Below are 18,588 nucleotides of genomic sequence, written 5' to 3'. Positions count from 1 at the left end.
GGCCCCCCAGGCAGGGGCTAGCGTGACCCCCCCCCGGGCGGCCAGACTGGACGACATGAAGAACTCCCGCACCACGGAAGGAGCCACCCTGGTTCTGACCGTCCTCATCGTCCTGTTGATGCTCGCATCAATCGTGGTCGTGACGGGTCAGCTGGCCCTGTCCGCCCGGCGCAACAGCAACGATCAGGAAAGCACCCTGCAGGCCCAGTACGCGGCCGAGTCGGGCGTGGCGCGCGCCCAGGCCCGGATGAATGCCGTGAACGCACTCATGTCCGGTAACCTGAAGCCCGCCGCGGCGACCACCACGCCGCAGATGCTGCTTCAGATGGCGAACCTGTGCGGCATCTCGACCCCCACCGCTGCCATGTCCAACCTGACAGGCGTCACGGCCGCCAACCCGCTCACGCTCTGCAGCAGCAGCAACGTCCTGAGCGGGTTCACGCCCACGACCCTCGCGGTCGCCGGCGTGATCAACCTGAACTTCTTCACCGGCAACATCGACAACGCCTCGTACGCCGCGAACGGGTACACCCTCTCCGGGGATCAGACGGCCGCAGAACGGCAGTTCTGGGCGGAATCCCTGCTGCCCGGCGGCGTCACCCTGAACGGGACGGTGAACGACAAGACCGTCAGCGGCACCTCGGGACTGACGCTCACCAAGGTGCAGCGCACGGGCGTCGACAGTTACCGCCTGACCTTCAACGTCCCGGACGTCACGGTTTCCGGAGCGTCGTCGGACCAGTCCGTGAGCCGCAAGCTGGCCGTGTCAGGCGTGGCCAGGGAGTACACGTACGAGATCAGTCGCGGCAGCTTCGCGAAGTACGCACTCTTCACCGACCACCACTTCGCGGATCAGGCGAGCGAAGACGCGTGTGCCGCGAACGCCAGCAACTGCAACCGCGTGACCTTCACGAGCAACACGCTCTTCTCCGGCCCCGTCCACTCCAACCAGAACTTCCTGATGCAGGGCACGCCGTACTTCGCCGGGCAGGTCACGTCGGCGGGCTGCCCCCCAGGCAAGATCGTCACGAACAACGGCGTCGAGTCCTGCAATGCCACCGCGACGCCCGGCGCCTACTTCCAGTCCACGAAGCTCGTCGCTCCGGGCAGCATGAGCCCCAGCTCCAGCGCGCCGGTCGCCTGCAGCGTCACCACCGTGCCGTGCCCCCCCACCAACATCATCAACCCGCAGTTCGCGGGCGGCGTCAACTGGAACGCCGGGTTCCAGCCGCTGCCACAGAACGCCAACAGCCAGGCGAACGCCGCCATCGGCCTCAACGCGGACGGCTCCGCGAAGGGCGACACGGGTCTCCTCCTGAACGGCAACGTGGACGCCATCGACTTCGCGGTCGGCAGCATCACGCCCAGCGGCAGCTCCACCGCCACGCCCGCACAGTTCATCAACTACAAGATGAGCGGCTCGGCCACCACCGTCCAGCTGGCCGTGGACGCCAACAAGACCATGTACATCAAGGTGGGGACCGCCTGGAAGCCCGCCGTGCAGGTGGGCGGCGTGTGGATCGATGCCAGTCTCCCGGCAGCGGCGGGCGTGACGGTCCAGCCGTTCAACGGCGTGATCTACACGAACGGCGTGGTCACCAGCGTGAAGGGCCCTGCCAGAACGACCGCCAGCGACCCCAACACGGCGGCTCCCGCCGTGGCCAGCTTCTCGCAGATGACCCTCGCGGCGACGGGAACGATCCACATCAAGGGCGACCTGAAGTACCAGAACCCGCCGTGCAACGGCAGCAACAGCGTGTCGGGCACGACCTTCACGGCTGCCCCCTGCCCGAACACCAGCGAGAAGAACATTCTCGGTCTGTACTCTTCCGGAGGGGACGTCGCCATCGACAGCCCCGCCAAGTACGGCGCGGCCAACGGGGTCGGCAAGGACGTCACCATTCAGGCCGTCCTGATGGCCAGCCAGGGCCGTATCACGGTCGACGGCTACGACCAGGGAACCGCCGACGGCAGCCTCGGTCAGGTCAAGCTGCTGGGCGGGATCATCGAGAAGTACTACGGTCCCTTCGGCATCACGGACGGGCGCGGCTTCGGACGAAACTTCGTGTACGACCCCCGGACCGGTGACGGCCTCGCGCCGCCGTCCTTCCCCACGCAGTCCAGCTGGGAAACCGCCTTCAAGCTGACCTCGGCCTCGGGTGCCAGCACCCCCACCCCCCTCAAACTCGACGGCAGTTATCGGCAGACGAACTGATGCGCCGCACCCGAAGAACACTGAACGGATTCACCGTCGTGGAACTGCTCGTCGTGGTCGCCGTGATCGGCATCATCTCCGCCTCACTCATCGCTCTTTCGGTGCGCAGTTACCGGGACGCGCAACTCCGGGACGGCGCCGTCCAGCTCATGACCGAACTGCGGCAGGCTCGGGCCGCCGCGCAGCGCAGCAACCAGTCGAGCACCGTCACGCTCACCAGCACCAGTTCCACCGTCCCGAAAGGGACCTACACGGTGCAGGTGGGCGGCGCGGCCACCGCCACCACCCGCTCCCTCCCGGCGAATGTTCAGGCCGCGCCGTACAAGCCCGCTTCCACGTCCCAGTACCCGAACAGCGCCGTCTACACGGCCCCTTACGCCGAGATGGGCGGTGCGGGTGCCGTGACCGGCGTCATCTGGGAAGTGTCGAGTACGCAGTCCAGCCGCAGGTGGTATATCAAGACCGTCGGAGTGACCGGCAAGGTGATGCTCAGTGCGCAAGCGAACTAACCACACACAGGGGTTCACGATCATCGAGGTGCTCGTCGCGATCGTCCTGCTGGCGATCGTCGTGACGGCCATCCTGATTCCGCTCACCGGATTCTTCGGCGTGACGCGGCGCAGCACGCAGCAGGTCACGGCCACCAACCTCTCCCAGCAGACCGTCGAACAGATTCGCGGCGAGTGGCTCAACCAGGGCAAGTACGATCAGGGGTGCGTCACGAACGCGCTGCCCAGCACGGTCCCGACAGTCAGCATCCAGAACGAGGACGTGCAGGGCAACGCCGTCGGGACGGCAGGCGCCCTGACCGTGAGCGCGTCCTGCGGTTCGGGAAGTCTTCCGGCCGGGCCGCCCCTCAGGAAAGTCACGGTCACGACCGTCGTGAGCGGGCAGGCGTCGAACACGTCCACCCTCGTCGTGGAGGTGGCCAGACCATGAAATCACCCACCGCAGGGCTTACCCTGATCGAACTGCTGATCGGCCTTCTGCTCGTCGGGGTCGTGATGGCGGCCCTCGCCACACTGAACCTCGGCACGTCGCGCGCCACCCGCGCCCTCCAGGCGCAGAACGAGCTGCTGTCCGAGGAGCAGACCACCATCAACTACATGGCCGGGAAGCTCCGCGAGGCGGCGTACGTCTTCCCGAACGGCAGCAGCTTCCAGCTCGCCTCCTCCGGCAACACCCTCAAGGACCCGAGCGGAAGTTACGTCTGGAATATCGGGACGGACCCGATGGTGGCGTTCGTGATCCCGCCGAGAACGGTGGAACCGGGCCGCTGCGCGACCGAATCCGCGAAGACCTCAGGTGACTGGGCGCAGTACTGTTACGCCTTCTACGCCTTCTACGCCATCAAGCGCTCGGACCTGACCGCGGACACCGGCGCGACCAGCCGCACCAACAACCCCGGCCCGGACCCCAGCAACGACACGGACGCGTGGGTCCTGATGGAATACCGCGGGTACTACACCACCACCGTCCTCGGGTATCCCGGGAGCGGGTATTCCAACACGCTCACCAACATTCCCGGCGCCACCAGCAACGGCGGCAGCAGCGGCCGCCTCCTGATGGACTACCTGCCAAAGATGGATACGCCTCCGGCGCTGTTCGTCTCCCCGGCCAGCGGGACGCAGGTGGCCGGGCAGACGACCGTCGTCATGAACATCGCAGCCCAGCAGCTGGCAGGCGGGGCCGGGAACGGCGGCATGATCAGGGTTCCCAACACCGGCTACACCACGCTGACGGTGTACCCCCGCAACATCGGGAAGCCTCAGCTGCTGAACTGAGTTCCAGCAGGAAACGAAAGGCCGCCCAGGACGAGTGATGTCCTGGGCGGCCCTCTGTCATCGCCGTGCGTGTGCAGGCCACGTCGGCTGGTCGGTCACTGTCCTTCGATGGTGAGGGTGTGCTGTTGGCTGAAGTGGCCGGGGAGGCGGGGGATGATGGCGCGGAACGCTTCCGGCACGTGTTCCAGGGTGAGGGGGGTGGCGGGGGCGGCGAGGAGGGTGTACGTGTCGCTGCGGGCGGCGTCCGGCGCGTCGCCCGCAGCGGGCTGCGCGTCGTAGACGTACAGGCCGCGGCGTTGCGGCTGGGCGAGGAGGGCCTGGAAGGTCCCTTCGGGGATGCTGAGCGCTTCGCTGAGGGGCTGCTCGTCGAGCCAGAGGTGCAGCGCGAAGAGGTCTTCCTCGCTGCTGAGGGCGGTGTCCGGCACGCGGCCGTGGCCGCTGCTGAGCATCTGGGCGAGGTGTCCGGCGTCGTCGGTGGCGAGCCAGTCGAATTCCATGCCGGGCAGTTCTGCGGGGTCGACGGGCGTCAAGCGGGGTCTCCCTGCGTGAGTGCGGCGGTGACGACGTCCTGCGCTTCCTGCATCACGGTCTGCAGGTGCGTTTCGCCTTTCCAGCTTTCGGCGTAGATCTTGTAGATGTCTTCGGTGCCGCTGGGGCGAGCGGCGAACCAGGCGTGCTCGGTGGTGACCTTGAGGCCGCCGATGGGCTGGTCGTTGCCGGGCGCGCGGGTGAGGCGGGCGGTGATGGGGTCGCCCGCGAGCGTCTGCGCCTGGACCTGTTCGGGCGAGAGTCGGCTGAGTCTGGCTTTCTGGTCGCGGGTGGCGGGCGCGTCGGCGCGGGCGTAGGCGCTCGTGCCGAACTCGCGGCTGAGGGCCGCGAAGCGTTCGCTAGGCGTCTGACCGGTCACGGCGGTGATCTCGGCGGCGAGCAGGCCGAGGATGATGCCGTCCTTGTCGGTGCTCCAGGCGCGCCCGTCACGGCGCAGGAAGCTGGCGCCGGCGCTCTCCTCGCCGCCGAAGCCGAGCGTGCCGCCGTGCAGGCCCTCCACGAAGTACTTGAAGCCGACCGGCACTTCGGTGAGGGGACGGCCGAGGCGCGCGGCGACCTTGTCGATCAGGCTGCTGCTCACGAGCGTCTTGCCGATCCCGGCCTGCGCGGGCCAGTCGGGGCGGTGCTGGAACAGGTAGTCGATGCACACAGCGAGGTAGTGGTTGGGGTTCATGAGGCCGTCGCGGGTGACGATGCCGTGCCGGTCCGCGTCGGGGTCGTTGCCGATGGCGACGTCGAAGCGGTCCCTGTGGCTGAGGAGGCCCGCCATGGCGTAGGGGCTGGAGCAGTCCATGCGGATCTTGCCGTCATGGTCGACGCTCATGAAGGAGAAGGCCGGGTCGACGGTGGTGTTGAGGATCTCGAGGTTCAGGTCGTGCGTCGCCTGAATCTGCTGCCAGACGGGCAGGCTGGACCCGCCGAGCGGATCGACGCCGATCTTCACGCCAGCCCGGCGGACGGCGTCCAGGTCGATGATCTGCGGGAGGGCCTGCACGTACGGCGTCACGAAGTCCCACTCCTGCGCGTGGCGCAGCGCGTCCGCGAGCGGCACGGTCTGCACGCCCTGCAGGTCCGCTTCGAGGAGGGCGTTGGCGCGTTTCTGCACGCCGCCCGTCACGTCCGTGTCGGCGGGACCGCCGGACGGCGGGTTGTACTTGAAGCCGCCGTCGCGGGGCGGGTTGTGGCTGGGCGTGATCACGATGCCGTCCGCGAGGTCCGTGCTGGCCGCGTTGTGTTCGAGGATCGCGAAGCTGACGAGCGGGGTGGGCGTGAACACGTCACCCTGACTGCGGCGCACCTGCACGCCGTTCGCGGCGAGGACGCGCAGCGCCGTGTGCAGGGCGGGCAGGGACAGCGCGTGCGTGTCCGCCCCGATGTACAGCGGGCCCCGGATGCCCGCGGCGGCGCGGTGCTCACACACGGCCTGCGTGATGGCGAGAATGTGCGCCTCGTTGAAGGTCCGGTCGAGGCTGCTGCCGCGGTGCCCGCTCGTCCCGAACGCCACGCGCTGCAGCGGGTCGGCCGGGTCGGGGTTCAGGCTGGTGTAGGCGTCCAGCAGGGCGGGGATGTCGGTCAGCAGGCTTGCGGGTGCGGGGTGTCCGGCCAGCTCGGAGATGGGCATGCGGTCAGTGTAATGCCTGGTCCCGGGGGGGCCGGTCGTCCTGCCCAGAGGAATCGTTCAGCGTCGCGCAGATGGCGGGGCGGGGGACAACCGTGCTCGGGTGGGGTGCTAGCCTGACCGTATGGGCGAGAAGCTGCGGGAACTGTGGACGGATTTCTGGCGGGTGAACAAGCTGATGGCGGCCGTGATCGCCGGGCCGCTCGTGCTGTACCTGCTGCTGCTGTGGGCGGGCGTCTTCAGGTGATGCGGGGGCCGGTCGGCGGGTGACGCCCTCCCGACTGGACGCGGAGGAAGGCGGCGGGGCGCACCGTGCCCTGCGTGCCTCGTGGTGCCTGCCAGGGCCGAGGGTCGCCGCGACTGCGAGGGCTGCCTCGTTGGCCTGGCCCCGCACCGGGTGACACCTCTGGAAGCGCTGCCAGCGCCGGGCCGCGCCACGATTCGTGTTACGGTGCAGGTATGAACAAATCCGCACCCGGCCAACCCACTCCCTCCCCGCACAATGACCAGTTCGGCCTGGAGCACGCCCTGGTGCTGGAAACGGCCCGCGTCACCGAGGCGGCCGCCCTCGCCGCGAGCCGCCTCGTCGGGATGGGCGACAAGAACGGCGTGGACGGCGCAGGCACCGAAGCCATGCGCAGCGTCCTGAACTCCCTCGACATCCGCGGCACCGTCGTGATCGGCGAGGGCGAGATGGACGAGGCGCCCATGCTGTACATCGGCGAGAAGCTCGGCAACGGCAAGTACGAGGTGGACATCGCCGTGGACCCCGTCGAGGGGACCGTCGTGACCGCCAAGGGCCTCCCGAACGGCCTCGCCGTCATCGCCATCAGCGAGAAGGGCGGCCTGATGCACGCGCCCGACTGCTACATGGAGAAGCTGGTGGTGCCGCCGCCCGCCGCGGGCCGCGTGAACCTCGACTGGCCCGTCGAAGCGAACCTCGCCGCCATCGCGCAGAGCCTCGACCGGAGCGTGCAGGACCTGCTCGTCGTGATTCTCGACCGCGAACGGCACACGGACCTCATCCGGCGCGTCCGGACGGCCGGTGCGCGCGTGAAGCTGATCGGGGACGGGGACGTCGTGGCGAGCCTCGCCGTCGGCGTGCGCGGCACGGGCGTGCACGCCCTGATGGGGTCGGGCGGCGCACCCGAAGGCGTGCTGAGCGCCGCGGCCCTCAAGTGCCTCGGCGCGGAGATCCAGGGGCGCTTCGTGGCGGAGGATGACGCCATGCGCGCCCGCTTCGCGGAGATGGGCGTGGACGAGCACCGCATCTACAGCACCGCCGACCTCGCGCCGGGCCGTCAGATGGCGTTCTCCGCGACCGGCATCACGGACGGCGAACTGCTCGACGGTGTGCGCCGCTTCGGTGGCGGGGCGCGCACGCACACGGTCGTGATGGGCTACGCGACCCGCGTGGTGCGCTTCCTGGACAGCGTGCACCTGGAAGGGGACGGGGCGCGCGTCGTGATCCGCGTCTGACACCGGACTGAGCTGAGCGCCTGAAGTTCAGCCGAGCGAAACGGGCTCCGGCAGATACGGTCTGAAGGACACGGAAGCGGGCAGGCGTCCTGTAGGGCGTGCCTGCCGGGCTTCGGCGGGCAGACAGGGGAGGGGAGGCGACTGGCGGGATGCCAGGGCCTCCCCCTCGCCCTGTGGCCTGTGCGGGGTCAGGCGAGGTCGTCGTCGAGGTCGGGGAGGTTCCCGAGGGGCAGCCAGACGTTCACGGTGCTGCCGACGCCGACCTCGCTCTCGATCCAGATGCTGCCGCCGTGCGCGTCCACGATGCCCTTCACGATGGCAAGGCCCAGACCCGCGCCGCCCTTGTCGCGCGCGCGGGATTCTTCCACGCGGTAGAAGCGGTCGAACAGCTTCGCGAGGTGCTCCGGCGCGATGCCGGGGCCGTCGTCCTGCACGCTGAGGCGAACGCCGGGGAGGGGCTTCTGGTTGCGGGCGGGGCGTTCGCCGGGCGGCACGCCGGGCACACCGTCGGCGGGCGAGCTGCTGAGCGTGACGGTGTTCGAGCCGACCTTGAGGGCGTTGGAGACGAGGTTGATCACGACCTGCTTGACGCGGTCCGGGTCGCCCTCGAAGGTCACGTCCTGCCCGCCTGCCTCCAGGACCGTGCCCTGTGCCTGCGCGAGGGGCCGCAGTTCGCGCGCCACGTCCTGCAGCAGCAGCAGCGACAGGACCGGCTGGCGGCGCAGCTGCAGCACGCCGCCGTCGCTGCGCGCGAGTTCCAGCAGGCTGCCGATCAGCAGGGTGAGGCGCTCGGATTCGTTCTTGATGATGTTCAGGCTCTCCTGCTGCTGCTCGTTCGGGCTGGTGCGGCGCAGCAGGTAGCTGGCGTGGCCCTGGATGGCCGTGACGGGCGTCCGCAGTTCGTGGCTCGCGTCGGACGTGAAGCGCCGCTGCGACTCGAACGAGCCTTCCAGGCGGTCCAGCATGAGGTTCAGGGCGTGCGCGAGCGCCTGCACCTCGTCGCCGGTACGCGGTTCGGGGACGCGCACGGTGAGTGTCTGCCCGCCGATCTGGTCGGCGGCCTTCTTGAGGTTACGCAGCGGCGCGAGCGCCTGTCCGGCCAGCAGGTACGCGCCGCCCGCCGCGGTGCCCGCCCCGATCAGGAAGAGGGCCACCATGATCGTCTGCAGGATCTTGAGGGTGCGGGCCGTTTCCTCCAGGCTGCGTCCGAAGTACGCGATGGTGGGCGTGGAGAGCGTGCTGCCGTCCGACGTCTGCCCGTACGCGAAGGGCGTGAGTTTCACGAGGACGCGCGTCAGGGCGGGCGGGTAGCCCACGTCCTTGATCTCCATGTTCAGCAGCAGCTGGTGCGCGGGAGACGACACGAGCCGCAGCAGCTGCGCGTCGGACAGGTGGATGGGCGCGTTCGGGTCGATGTTCGCGATGCGGCGCGTGCCGGGCGCGTCCATCTGGTCGCGCAGGCGGTTGAGCAGCAGCTGCTGCTCGGTGGGCGTCCCGGCGGCCTGCCGCATCAGGTCCGGGATGTCCTCCCCGATGAGCGCCTCGAACTGGATGCGGTAGTCGGGGAACGCGCCCCGGATGTCGGAGATGGTCCGCTGTTCGTTCTGCAGGCCGAAGGGGTCGCCCGGCTGGGGGATGCTGTTCGGAAAGGGGCGGATGTTCAGGCGTTCCGCGAAATTGGTGTACTGCCCGTACGCGTCCCGCAGGTCGGCGTCCACGCCGTTCAGGAGGCTGCGCTGCATGACCGTCAGGACCGCCACGGCCAGCAGCAGCAGCAGCAGCGAGAGCAGGGCGGTGTACAGGAGGGTCAGGCGGGTCCGCAGGGTCACGCGGCCAGTGTAGAGCCGGATGCTGAGGACCGTTCCCGACCCTCAGGGAACGGCGAAGGCCGCCCGGTGAAGTCCGGACGGCCCGAGTTGCCTGGTTGCGGTTACTCTTCGCGGAGCACGTAGCCGACGCCGCGCACGGTGTGGATCAGGCGGCGCTCGCCGCTCTCCTCCAGCTTGCGGCGCAGGTAGCCGATGTACACGTCCACGACGTTGCTGCCGCCCGTGTATTCCGGCCAGACCTTCTCCTCGATCTCGAAGCGCGAGAAGACCTTGCCGGGGTTGCGGGCGAGCAGTTCCAGCAGTTCGAACTCCTTGGCGGACAGCTCGACGCGGCGTCCACCACGGAAGATCTCACGGCCGTCGAGGTTCATGACGAGGTCGGCGACGCGCACCTCGCCGGTCACGGCGGGGTTCACGCGGCGCAGGTGTGCGCGCACGCGGGCGAGGAGTTCCTCGATGCTGAACGGCTTGACGAGGTAGTCGTCCGCGCCGGAGTCCAGGCCCTCGACCTTGTCCTGAATGTTGTCCTTGGCCGTCAGGATGATGATGGGGGTGTTGCTGGTCTTGCGGATGCGGCGCGCGACCTCCAGGCCGTCCAGCACGGGCAGCATCAGGTCGAGGATGACGAGGTCGGGGTTCACTTCACGGAATTTGCTCAGGCCGGTCACGCCGTCGAAGGCCACCTCGGTGGCGTAGCCTTCGGCAGCGAGTTCCAGCTCTATGAATCGGGCGATGTCCTTCTCGTCCTCGATGACCAGTACCAGCGGCTTGCGTTCCATGCACTCAGCCTAGCCCCCGCTCTCATGAGAAGCCCGGACGTTAGACTTAACCGGTTTTCATGCCAGCAGAGGCAGCCCCGAGTCCGGGGAGAGCAGGCGTGTCCAGCACGCGGCGCACGACGCCCAGTTCCTCGAAGCCCGACAGGTTGCTCACTTCACGTTCGCCAAGCGCCACGCCGGGCGCATACACCGGCAGGGCCGGGCAGGTGAGGGTCTCACCGGGCGCCGCGGCACTCGCGAGGCGCCGCGCGAGGTTCACCGGCAGACCGTAACAGGTGGGTGCGCCGCCCACGTTCACGCGGATCACGTCGCCCACCGCGAGGCCCACCCGCAGCTCCAGCGTCAGGCCGAGCACTTCCGCCAGCCTCAGACGGCGCGTACGGCTGTGGCTGTGCTGCGCCGCCATCACGGCCGACGTGGCGTCCTCCTTCGGCCAGACGCACACGACCGCGTCCCCCTGGTGTTGCAGCACCTCAGCCCCGTACGCCTCGAAGTGCAGGATGAGCAGCTGCACCATGTCGCTCATGACACTCACGTACTGGTGCAGCGGCAGCTGCCGCGCCAGGCGGGTACTGCCGACCAGGTCGGCGACGAGCATGCACACGCCGTCGAGTTCCGGCGGCAGCAGGGGGTCGGGCAGGGGGAGCAGACGCTCGTTCATGGGTGGCCCTGGAGTGGTCGTTCCGGGGGTGTCCCGGAAGGGAAGCTGCAGACGGACAGCGCCGAAGGTGAAGGCAGGACCGGCCGGCGGAAAGAAGAATCCACGAAGGGACGCAGGGCGGTGCAGGGTGCACGGGGGTCTTGCCGAGGACTGGCCGTGTTCGCCGGTCCTGACCTGAGCCTGAGAATAGCGTGAGCGTGTCATGGCTGCATGAGAGCGTTCACAGGATCGACCGCTCCATCCGGATGCCTTCAGCGCGCAGGCGACGTGACCGTGAACCCATGCAGCAGCGGCTCCGTCGCGAAACTGACCCAGTCGCCCACCCGGAAATCCGTGAGGGACTCATGGGCATTCAGCACCAGCATCAGCCTCGCCTGCACCACCAGCGTCGGCGCGCCGCCCCGCGGACGGTCCAGCACCTGCCCCACGCCCTCCAGGCCCGACACGCCCTGCACCGACAGCGACTCCGACCTCGCGTCCGTGAAGGCGCAGCGGTTCAGCACGCCGTTCACGATCACCCGCGCCATTCCCGGACGCGCCGTGTACGGCCCGCAGCGGTCCAGCAGGTACAGCACGCGCCCGCCCGCCGCGAACTCCAGCAGCGGGCTGCCCTCCGGCTGAGGGTAGATCAGTCCCTCCGCGGCGTACTGAAGGTGCCGGTCCGTGAATTCCTCGGGCGAGATCTCGATCATGGACAGAGTGTAGAGTACCCGCCCCGCCCCACGTTCCCGTCCCGCCCTACCCCGCGCCCTCGGCGGCCCCGCCTGTCCTGTCATCGTCCGGGTCCAGCCATTCCAGGCCCGGATACCCCAGCGCCGGGTACCGCACGGCCAGGGCGTCCAGCAGCCGGTCCGCCCGGTCGAGCGCGAAGGTGCCCTCCACCTCGCGCTGCACCGCGATCCACAGCAGTCCCTCCAGCCGTTCCAGGATCGCCCACTCGGCCGTGCCGGGACGCTGCCGCTGCCGCGCCCGGTGCAGCAGCGTCGCCGCCAGCCGCTCGTTTCCGTCCCGGTACGCGGCCAGCACGTCAGGCGACACGAGGTCCGCGAAGCCCGCCCGGGCCGCCGCGCTCACCCGCCCACCCTGCACCATGACGTGCCTGTCAGGTGAGGGTGCGCCACGTCACGTCGGCGATCACGCCGACCAGCATGGTGATGGCCAGCCACATGTTCGCGTCGAAGAACGCCACGTTCGCGCGCGTCAGGTCCGACGGGTTCACGATCCGGTGCTCGTACAGCAGGATGCCGCCCATCACCAGCGCCGCAGCGTAGTACCAGAAGCTCGCACCGACCGCCACGCCCACCGCCACCAGCAGCACGAATGTCAGCGCGTGACTGACTGCCGCGATCTTCAGTGCGCGCGGAATCCCGAAACGGGCCGGAATGCTGCGGATGCCGTTCGCGAGGTCGAAAGCGTAGTCCATGGTGGCATAGATGGTATCCAGCCCGACCATCCAGAAGATCACGACCAGCCACAGCAGCCACGCGCCCAGCCCGAAGTGCCCTGTCACCGCGACCCAGCCGCCCGCCGCCGCCGCGCCGTCCGTGATGCCGAGCCACAGGTGGCACAGCCACGTGAAGCGCTTCGTGTACGGGTACCCGATCAGGAACACCACCGCGAGCGGCATCAGGGCCAGGCACAGCGGGTTCAGCTGCCACGACGCGAACGCCATCACGACCAGACTCACCAGCACCAGCACCCACCCCTGAGCGACACTGACCTTCCCGGCCGGAATCTCCCGGCCCGCCGTGCGCGGATTGCGGGCGTCGATGGCCCGGTCGATGATGCGGTTCGCGGCCATCGCGGCCGTACGGGCACTCGCCATGGCGACCGTCACCCACAGCAGCACCCCGAACCCCGGCCAGCCCGTCCCGTGCAGCTGCATCGACGCGAGCAGCATGCCCGCGTACGCGAACGGCAGAGCGAAGACCGTGTGCTCGAACTTGACGAGGTCAAGGAGGGTCTTGGCGCTCAGGGAGGGCGAAACGGGGCTGGCGCTCATAACGGCTCATCATAGCGCCGGGGGTGGGGGGCACGAGGCTGTCTAAAGTTACGATCAGCTGCGCGCCGAACGGGAGACGGCGCGCCCAGTCACTTCAGGCCTGCCGCTTCAGGCCTGCCGTTTCAGGCCTGCGGGGGCGGCGTCCAGCTCTCCGTGACCGTGAACGCCCACGCCCTGCAGCCGACCGGCACCTCCAGCGGCGGCACGTCTCCCTGCCAGCGGCTCTCCAGCAGGCACAGGCCCGGCTGGTCCGGCGAGCACAGCAGGTCCGCGCCCACGAAGCCCGGCAGGTGACCCAGGCCCGCCATCAGGTCCGACAGCCTGAGCGTGATGTCCGGCCCGCAGCGGTCGCTGTGCCCCTCGATGTAGTGCACCTGCACGCCCATCTGCGCCTCCCGTTCCGGCCGTTACTGGTCGAGGTACTTCTTGAGCGACTCCAGATTCACGATGATCGGCGTCCGGGCACGCACGATCGCGCCCTCGTCCCGCAGCTTCCCGAGCGAGTGACTGACCGTTTCGCGCGTCGCGCCGACCATCCGCGCGATGTCCTCCTGATTGAGCTTCAGGGCCAGTTCCGTGCCCTGCGGGTGACTGCGCCCGAACTCGCGCGCCAGACGGTACAGCAGGCTCGCCACGCGTTCCGGGGCGCTGTACGCGCTGACTTCCGCCGTCCACGCCTGCGCCTCGAAGAACCGGGCCGCCATCAGCCGGATGAGCTTCATGGCGAGGTCCGGCTTCACGGCCAGCAGCTTCTGCAGTTCGTTGCGCGGCAGCACGATCAGCGTCGTGCGTTCCAGCGCCTCCGCCTGCGTCGGGCGGCGCTCCTCGGGCTGCAGCAGCAGTTCCCCGAAGGTGTCGTGCTGACCGACGACGCTCAGGATGGCTTCTTTACCGTTCGGGAAGAGCTTGCTGATCTTGATCAGCCCGCTGCGCACAAAGTACAGGGCGTCGGCCGGGTCGTCCATGCGGTAAACGACCTCTCCAGGCTGATAGGAACGGTAAGGGGTCGTGGCCGCCACCTTCTCCAGTTCATTGAGCTCCAGATCGGCGAACAGCTCTGTGCGTTTGAGGTGCCACACCAGGCTGGGATAGTTCATTATGCGTCAGAATACCCCAAGATCGCTGTCAGGAAGTGCGCAACGCCGCCGTCCTCGCCGGGCAGAGTGGCAGGCCGCCCTCCAGTCCCGCATTCAGTCCCGCGCGAGCCACAGGTAACGCGCGCCCAGCGTGCGCTGAGGCGACCACGCCGCCACCACCGCGAGCGGGTCCGCGCCGGGATAGAACTGCTCCAGCCCGCGCCGCAACCCCAGGTCCCCGTGACTGAACACGTCCGGCCGCGCCAGCGAGAACATCAGGAACATCTCCGCCGTCCAGCGCCCGATGCCCGGCAGCGGCAGCAGCGCCGCGATCACCGCCTCGTCGTCCAGCCCGGCCAGATGCGCGAACTCCACGCTCCCCTCCACCGCCGCCTCCGCCAGCGCCCGTACCGTCCTCACCTTCGCCCACGACAGCCCCAGCGCCCGCAGCGCGTCCGGGGACAGGGCCAGCACGCGCCCCGCCGCGTCCGGTGGCCACACGCCCGCACTCCCGGCGTCCGGCACGCCCAGCGCCGCCTCCAGCCGCGCCGCGATGGCCGACGCCGCCCGCACGCTCAGCTGCTGCCCCAGCACCGCCCGCACCAGCGCCGCGAAGGGGTCCGGGGAGGGCCGCAGCGGCTCCAGCGGCCCGTACCGCGCCACGAGGTCCGCCATCACCGGGTCGCGCGACAGGTGCAGGTGCGCAGCGTCCAGTCCATTCGTGTCCAGCCCGCCCGTGTCGACCGCCCGGCGCGGACCGCCAGGCGGCGCGGCGTCCGGCGTCACAGGTTCCAGCCGCCCGCGACCTCGGTGATCTGCCCGGTCACGTAATCGCTCGCCTGCACGAAATGCAGCACCTCCGCGCTCAGCTCCTGCACCGTCCCCAGCCGCCCCGCCGGGATCTCCCGCACCGGCTGACTCACGCTCGTCTCGATCACGCCGGGGCTCACGACGTTCGCCGTGATGCCGTGCGCGGCCTCCGTCTTCGCGATCGCGACCGTGAGCGCGATCACGCCGCTCTTCGCGATCGCGTACGGCAGGATGCCGGGCCGCGCCAGCAGGTGCTGCGCGCCCGCGTACCCCAGATTCACGATCCGCCCGAACCGTGCCGCCCGCATGAACGGCAGCGCCGCACGGCACGTGTAGTACGTGGCGTGCAGGTTGCTGTCGAACATCTCGTGCCACTCCGCGATCTCCAGCTCCGCCAGCGGCTTGTGCACGTAATTCCCGACGTTGTTCACGAGGACGCCCAGCCCCGCCCCGCCGTCTCCCAGGAACGCCGCGTGCGCCGCCTCCACCACGCCCGCCGCCTCGTCCGGCCGCGTCAGGTCCGCCCGGAGCATCCCGGCCCGCACGCCCAGCTCCCGGATCAATCGGACCGTTTCGGCCGCGTCCTGTTCGCTGCTGCGGTACTGGATCACCACGTCGTACCCCAGGCCCGCCAGCCCGAGCGCGATGCCGCGCCCGATGCCGCGCGCCGCGCCCGTCACGAGCGCCGTCCTCACCGCAGTCACGCGCGCTCCTGCGCCCGCGCCACCAGTGTCCGCGTGAACGAGTTGAGCGGGTAGCCTGCCGCCTCCTCCAGCGTCACCCACGCCCACGCCTCGATCTCCTCGTTCGGGCGCACGTCCGTGTCGTCCGTCCGCGCCAGGAAATCCATCAGCATCATGTGCGACGGCTCCCGGAACTCCTCGCTCAGCACCGCCTCCTGCGCCTGCACGTACATCAGGTCCTGCAGCGCCAGCCCCACCTCCTCCCGGAACTCCCGCACGGTCGCCTGCTCCAGCGTCTCGCCCCACTCGACCTTGCCGCCCGGCACGCCCCACGCGCCGCGCCACTTGGTGGTCCGCACGATCAGGTACCGCCCGTCCGGGCCGCGCACGAGCGCCCCCACGCACAGCAGCGGTCGGCGGGCAGGAGTGGACGGAGGAGAGGCCGACTCGGGAGCGGGAACGTTCATGCGCCCACGCTAACGCAGGGCGCGCGCGGCCGGATGTAGCAAGTGCCGCCATGCCCGCCGGTCGTCCGCCGAGAGGGCCGCCGTCAGCCGCGCCGCGCCCGCGCCGCACGCCGCACCCGGCCCTCCCGCCACACCTGCAGCGCCCCCAGCACGCCCGCCTGCACCGGCAGCGAACGCGCGTACCACTCCGGCCGCCCCGCCAGCACGCACGCGCCCAGCGCGAGCAGCTGCGTGGACAGCCCGAGGTTCGCGGTCACGGTGTTCAGGAGGACGGGCGTGTACGCGACACGGTCCTCCGGCGTCGGCTCTCCCGGCAGCGTGGCCTGCAGGCGCCGTTCGAACAGCCCGCCCAGCAGGCGCTCCTGGGGCCGGAAGTACACGTCGTACGCGCCGCGCAGCACGGCCAGCACGCGCGGATCGTCCCCGTGCTGCGCGGGAGGCGCGCGGAACACCTCGCCGCGCGCCTCCCGGTGGTCGCGCTCCCACAGGAACTCCACCGTCATGATGAGATTCAGCAGGAGGGTGGCGCTCAGGCCGCGCCGCACGCCGAGAATCGCCGACAGCAGGGCGGCGTTCACGACCACGTCCATCTCGGAATCCAGGTAGCGGCCCGTCTCGGTCGTCTGGTTGGTCGCGCGGGCGAGCTGCCCGTCGAGATTGTCGAGCACCGTCTTCACCTGAATCAGCAGGGCAGGGGAGACGCGCGACGTGAACGTCCCGCGCCCGTGGCGGACCTGCCATGCGGCCAGCAGGCCGAGTGCCGTGTGAAACAGCACCACCCGTGTGGGCCTCAGCCCGGCGCGGGCGGCAGGCCCGACGAGAAGCTGCGCGAGCGGGCGGAACACGGCGCCGCTCGACCACTCGTCAGCGGGGCGGGCCTTCTTGGTCTGGGCCAGGGTGGTCATGACCAGTCATTCTAGAAGGACCGGGCTGCGGTGACGGGGGGAGATCACGCTGTCCCTTCCAGCCACCAGCCGTTCCCGGCCTGCGTGTGGGCTTGGGGTATGGGCGCGTGAAGTGTGCCGTGCGTTTCACCCGGCCGCTCGGCCTGCTGTTAGACTGCAATGCTTGCGGGGCGGCCCTGATCCCCCCGCCACCCCTGGAGGACGCGCCATGACGGCCAGCACCCTATTCTCACCCTCACCCGCCCCGCAGGACCCGGTCTACCCCGCCCCCATCAAGAGTGTCGAGCCGGGCAGTCCCGCCGACCGTGCGGGCGTCCGTCCGGGCGACCTGCTGCTGCGCGTGAACGGTCAGGCGCTGACCGACGTGCTCGCGTACCGCCACGCGCTGCAGGCGGGCGTGGCGACGCTGCAGCTGTCCCGGCCCGCGCAGGAGCGCGAGGTCGCGCCGGGCTTCGTGCCTCAGGACCACCACACCACCCGCCTGGACGAGGAGGCCCTCACGTACAGCTTCCAGGTGGAGTGGGAGGACCCCGGCCTGGAGTTCGAGGAGGTGCTGTTCGACGGGATTCGCAAGTGCGCGAACAAGTGCGATTTCTGTTACGTGCACCAGATGCCGCGCGGGTTCCGCAAGAGCCTGTACGTGATGGACGACGATTACCGCCTGTCGTTCCTGTACGGCAGTTTCGTGACGCTCACGAACCTGACGGAGGGAGACGTGCAGCGCATCCTGAACGAGAACCTGTCGCCGCTGTACGTGTCGGTGCACGCCAGCAATCAGGAGTTGCGGCAGGACCTGATGAAGTGGTGGAAGCTGAAGGTCAAGGATCAGGCCGTCACGCAGATTCAGGACATGATCGAGCGGCTGGAGAGCATCGACCTGTACACGCAGATCGTGCTGCTGCCCGGCCGGAACGACGGTGACAACTTCGACGAGACGCTCTCGTACCTGACGTCCCGCCCGAACGTGATCAGCGCGGCGGTCGTGCCGATCGGGCTGACCGATCACCGCAAGAACCTGCCGGACGTGCGGACCTTCACGCGCGAGGAGGCGCAGGACGTGCTGCGGCGCGCGAACGTCTGGCGGCGCCGGATGCTCGCCGAGCGCGGGACGCGCTTCATCTTCCCGAGCGACGAGTTCTACCTGCTGGCGGGCGAGGCGCTCCCGAACGAGGAGGAGTACGAGGGCTTCCCGATGCTGGAGAACGGCGTCGGCATGATCCGCGACTTCCTGCACGAGCCGCTCCCGGAGCTGCCTGCGGCGCTGCCCTCGCCGCGCCGGGTGATCCTGGGGACGGGCCTGCTGTTCGCGGAAAGTCTGGACCGGGCGGTGGAGCCGCTGCGGGCCATCGAGGGCCTGGAGATCGAGGTGCGGGCCGTGGAGAACAAGACCTTCGGCAAGGTGACGACCGTGGCGGGCCTGCTGACGGGGCGCTGCTTCCGGCACGCGGTGAGTCAGGGCGAGGCGGATCTGCTGATCGTGCCGCCCACCACGCTGCGGTACGGCACCGAACTGATGCTGGACAACATGAGCCTCACGGAGCTGAGCGCGGACCTGCGGATGACGGTCCGGGCGGGCGGCAGCACGCTGGGTGAGCTGGCGCGCGTGATCCTGCAGGACGCGGCGAGCAGCGGTCCGCAGTTCGGGATGAGCGCGCACGCCGTCAAGGACGGTGGGGGGCGCGGTCAGGCCTGAAATTCGGGTACGCATGCCGGGGCGAAGAGAGGTGGGTT

21 protein-coding genes are annotated in these 18,588 nt (G+C 69.5%); 7 read left to right on the top strand and 14 right to left on the bottom strand.

All coding sequences use genetic code 11. From position 1 onward, the window contains the following. Positions 1–55 precede the first annotated feature (55 nt). Genes IEY33_RS08430 through IEY33_RS08415 form a run of 4 tightly spaced genes read left to right on the top strand, consistent with a single transcriptional unit; the run spans position 56 to position 3,999 of the window. On the top strand, positions 56–2,215 hold the full coding sequence (locus IEY33_RS08430) for a DUF4900 domain-containing protein (RefSeq protein ID WP_188962237.1): 2,160 nt from the start codon (positions 56–58) through the stop codon (positions 2,213–2,215). After that, positions 2,215–2,724: a prepilin-type N-terminal cleavage/methylation domain-containing protein gene (locus IEY33_RS08425; protein WP_188962235.1), complete on the top strand. Its 510-nt coding sequence runs from the start codon at positions 2,215–2,217 to the stop codon at positions 2,722–2,724. The genes IEY33_RS08430 and IEY33_RS08425 overlap by 1 nt, the downstream gene beginning before the upstream one ends. Beyond that, the gene (locus IEY33_RS08420; protein ID WP_188962233.1) at positions 2,708–3,154 is read left to right on the top strand and encodes a type II secretion system protein; all 447 of its coding nucleotides are present in this window, start codon (positions 2,708–2,710) and stop codon (positions 3,152–3,154) included. The genes IEY33_RS08425 and IEY33_RS08420 overlap by 17 nt, the downstream gene beginning before the upstream one ends. Then, complete coding sequence (locus IEY33_RS08415) at positions 3,151–3,999, top strand: prepilin-type N-terminal cleavage/methylation domain-containing protein (RefSeq protein WP_188962230.1); 849 nt, start codon at positions 3,151–3,153, stop codon at positions 3,997–3,999. The genes IEY33_RS08420 and IEY33_RS08415 overlap by 4 nt, the downstream gene beginning before the upstream one ends. 95 nt (positions 4,000–4,094) lie before the next feature. Here the strand turns inward: IEY33_RS08415 and IEY33_RS08410 are convergent, their stop codons facing one another. Together IEY33_RS08410 and pgm are read right to left on the bottom strand one after the other, a co-directional pair. Next, positions 4,095–4,529 (bottom strand): hypothetical protein, encoded by a 435-nt coding sequence (locus IEY33_RS08410; protein ID WP_188962228.1) that lies wholly within the window; start codon positions 4,527–4,529, stop codon positions 4,095–4,097. Then, on the bottom strand, positions 4,526–6,169 hold the full coding sequence (gene pgm / locus IEY33_RS08405) for a phosphoglucomutase (alpha-D-glucose-1,6-bisphosphate-dependent) (RefSeq protein WP_188962226.1): 1,644 nt from the start codon (positions 6,167–6,169) through the stop codon (positions 4,526–4,528). Before pgm ends, IEY33_RS08410 begins: the two co-directional genes overlap by 4 nt. Before the next feature lie 121 nt (positions 6,170–6,290). Between pgm and IEY33_RS19460 the strand changes: the two genes are divergently transcribed. Together IEY33_RS19460 and glpX are read left to right on the top strand one after the other, a co-directional pair. Beyond that, a complete protein-coding gene (locus tag IEY33_RS19460) occupies positions 6,291–6,413 on the top strand; it encodes a hypothetical protein (protein WP_268238819.1) in 123 nt (40 codons plus the stop codon). Positions 6,414–6,625: 212 nt separating this feature from the next. Continuing rightward, positions 6,626–7,645 carry a class II fructose-bisphosphatase gene (gene glpX, locus IEY33_RS08400; protein WP_188962223.1) on the top strand — a complete coding sequence of 340 codons (1,020 nt, stop codon included), beginning with the start codon at positions 6,626–6,628 and terminating at the stop codon, positions 7,643–7,645. A 188-nt stretch (positions 7,646–7,833) separates the two neighbouring features. On the opposite strand, the gene IEY33_RS08395 is transcribed toward glpX, so the two are convergent. The 12 genes from IEY33_RS08395 to IEY33_RS08340 all read right to left on the bottom strand — a co-directional run bounded on the left by IEY33_RS08395 (position 7,834) and on the right by IEY33_RS08340 (position 16,857). Further along, positions 7,834–9,474, bottom strand: coding sequence for a sensor histidine kinase (locus IEY33_RS08395; protein ID WP_229670877.1), 1,641 nt, complete (start codon positions 9,472–9,474; stop codon positions 7,834–7,836). A 101-nt stretch (positions 9,475–9,575) separates the two neighbouring features. Continuing rightward, the gene (locus IEY33_RS08390) at positions 9,576–10,253 is read right to left on the bottom strand and encodes a response regulator transcription factor (protein ID WP_188962220.1); all 678 of its coding nucleotides are present in this window, start codon (positions 10,251–10,253) and stop codon (positions 9,576–9,578) included. Positions 10,254–10,299: 46 nt separating this feature from the next. Then, on the bottom strand, positions 10,300–10,914 hold the full coding sequence (locus IEY33_RS08385; RefSeq protein WP_188962218.1) for an adenylate/guanylate cyclase domain-containing protein: 615 nt from the start codon (positions 10,912–10,914) through the stop codon (positions 10,300–10,302). Between the two features lie 251 nt (positions 10,915–11,165). After that, positions 11,166–11,606 (bottom strand): hypothetical protein, encoded by a 441-nt coding sequence (locus tag IEY33_RS08380; RefSeq protein ID WP_188962215.1) that lies wholly within the window; start codon positions 11,604–11,606, stop codon positions 11,166–11,168. 46 nt (positions 11,607–11,652) lie between these two features. Further along, positions 11,653–11,988 carry a hypothetical protein gene (locus tag IEY33_RS08375; RefSeq protein WP_188962213.1) on the bottom strand — a complete coding sequence of 112 codons (336 nt, stop codon included), beginning with the start codon at positions 11,986–11,988 and terminating at the stop codon, positions 11,653–11,655. 28 nt (positions 11,989–12,016) lie between these two features. After that, positions 12,017–12,916, bottom strand: coding sequence for a menaquinone biosynthesis prenyltransferase MqnP (mqnP, locus tag IEY33_RS08370; RefSeq protein WP_188962211.1), 900 nt, complete (start codon positions 12,914–12,916; stop codon positions 12,017–12,019). A 122-nt stretch (positions 12,917–13,038) separates the two neighbouring features. After that, positions 13,039–13,302 (bottom strand): hypothetical protein, encoded by a 264-nt coding sequence (locus tag IEY33_RS08365; protein ID WP_188962209.1) that lies wholly within the window; start codon positions 13,300–13,302, stop codon positions 13,039–13,041. Between the two features lie 21 nt (positions 13,303–13,323). Beyond that, positions 13,324–14,013, bottom strand: coding sequence for a Crp/Fnr family transcriptional regulator (locus IEY33_RS08360; protein WP_188962207.1), 690 nt, complete (start codon positions 14,011–14,013; stop codon positions 13,324–13,326). A 93-nt stretch (positions 14,014–14,106) separates the two neighbouring features. Further along, a complete protein-coding gene (locus tag IEY33_RS08355) occupies positions 14,107–14,667 on the bottom strand; it encodes a DNA-3-methyladenine glycosylase family protein (RefSeq protein WP_188962414.1) in 561 nt (186 codons plus the stop codon). Positions 14,668–14,774: 107 nt separating this feature from the next. After that, a complete protein-coding gene (gene tmpR / locus IEY33_RS08350; RefSeq protein ID WP_188962205.1) occupies positions 14,775–15,506 on the bottom strand; it encodes a bifunctional dihydropteridine reductase/dihydrofolate reductase TmpR in 732 nt (243 codons plus the stop codon). After that, on the bottom strand, positions 15,503–15,952 hold the full coding sequence (locus tag IEY33_RS08345; protein ID WP_188962203.1) for an NUDIX domain-containing protein: 450 nt from the start codon (positions 15,950–15,952) through the stop codon (positions 15,503–15,505). Before IEY33_RS08345 ends, tmpR begins: the two co-directional genes overlap by 4 nt. Positions 15,953–16,035: 83 nt before the next feature. Then, positions 16,036–16,857: a CDP-alcohol phosphatidyltransferase family protein gene (locus IEY33_RS08340; protein ID WP_188962201.1), complete on the bottom strand. Its 822-nt coding sequence runs from the start codon at positions 16,855–16,857 to the stop codon at positions 16,036–16,038. Between the two features lie 208 nt (positions 16,858–17,065). Between IEY33_RS08340 and IEY33_RS08335 the strand changes: the two genes are divergently transcribed. Beyond that, entirely contained in the window at positions 17,066–18,550 is a 1,485-nt protein-coding gene (locus IEY33_RS08335; protein ID WP_188962199.1) for a DUF512 domain-containing protein, read from the top strand. Positions 18,551–18,588 lie beyond the last annotated feature (38 nt).

This window comes from Deinococcus aquiradiocola, from assembly GCF_014646915.1.
GTDB classification, from domain to species: domain Bacteria; phylum Deinococcota; class Deinococci; order Deinococcales; family Deinococcaceae; genus Deinococcus; species Deinococcus aquiradiocola.
The sequence above is the reverse complement of the archived record's forward strand: the minus strand, read 5'-3'. Positions and strand labels throughout refer to the sequence as shown.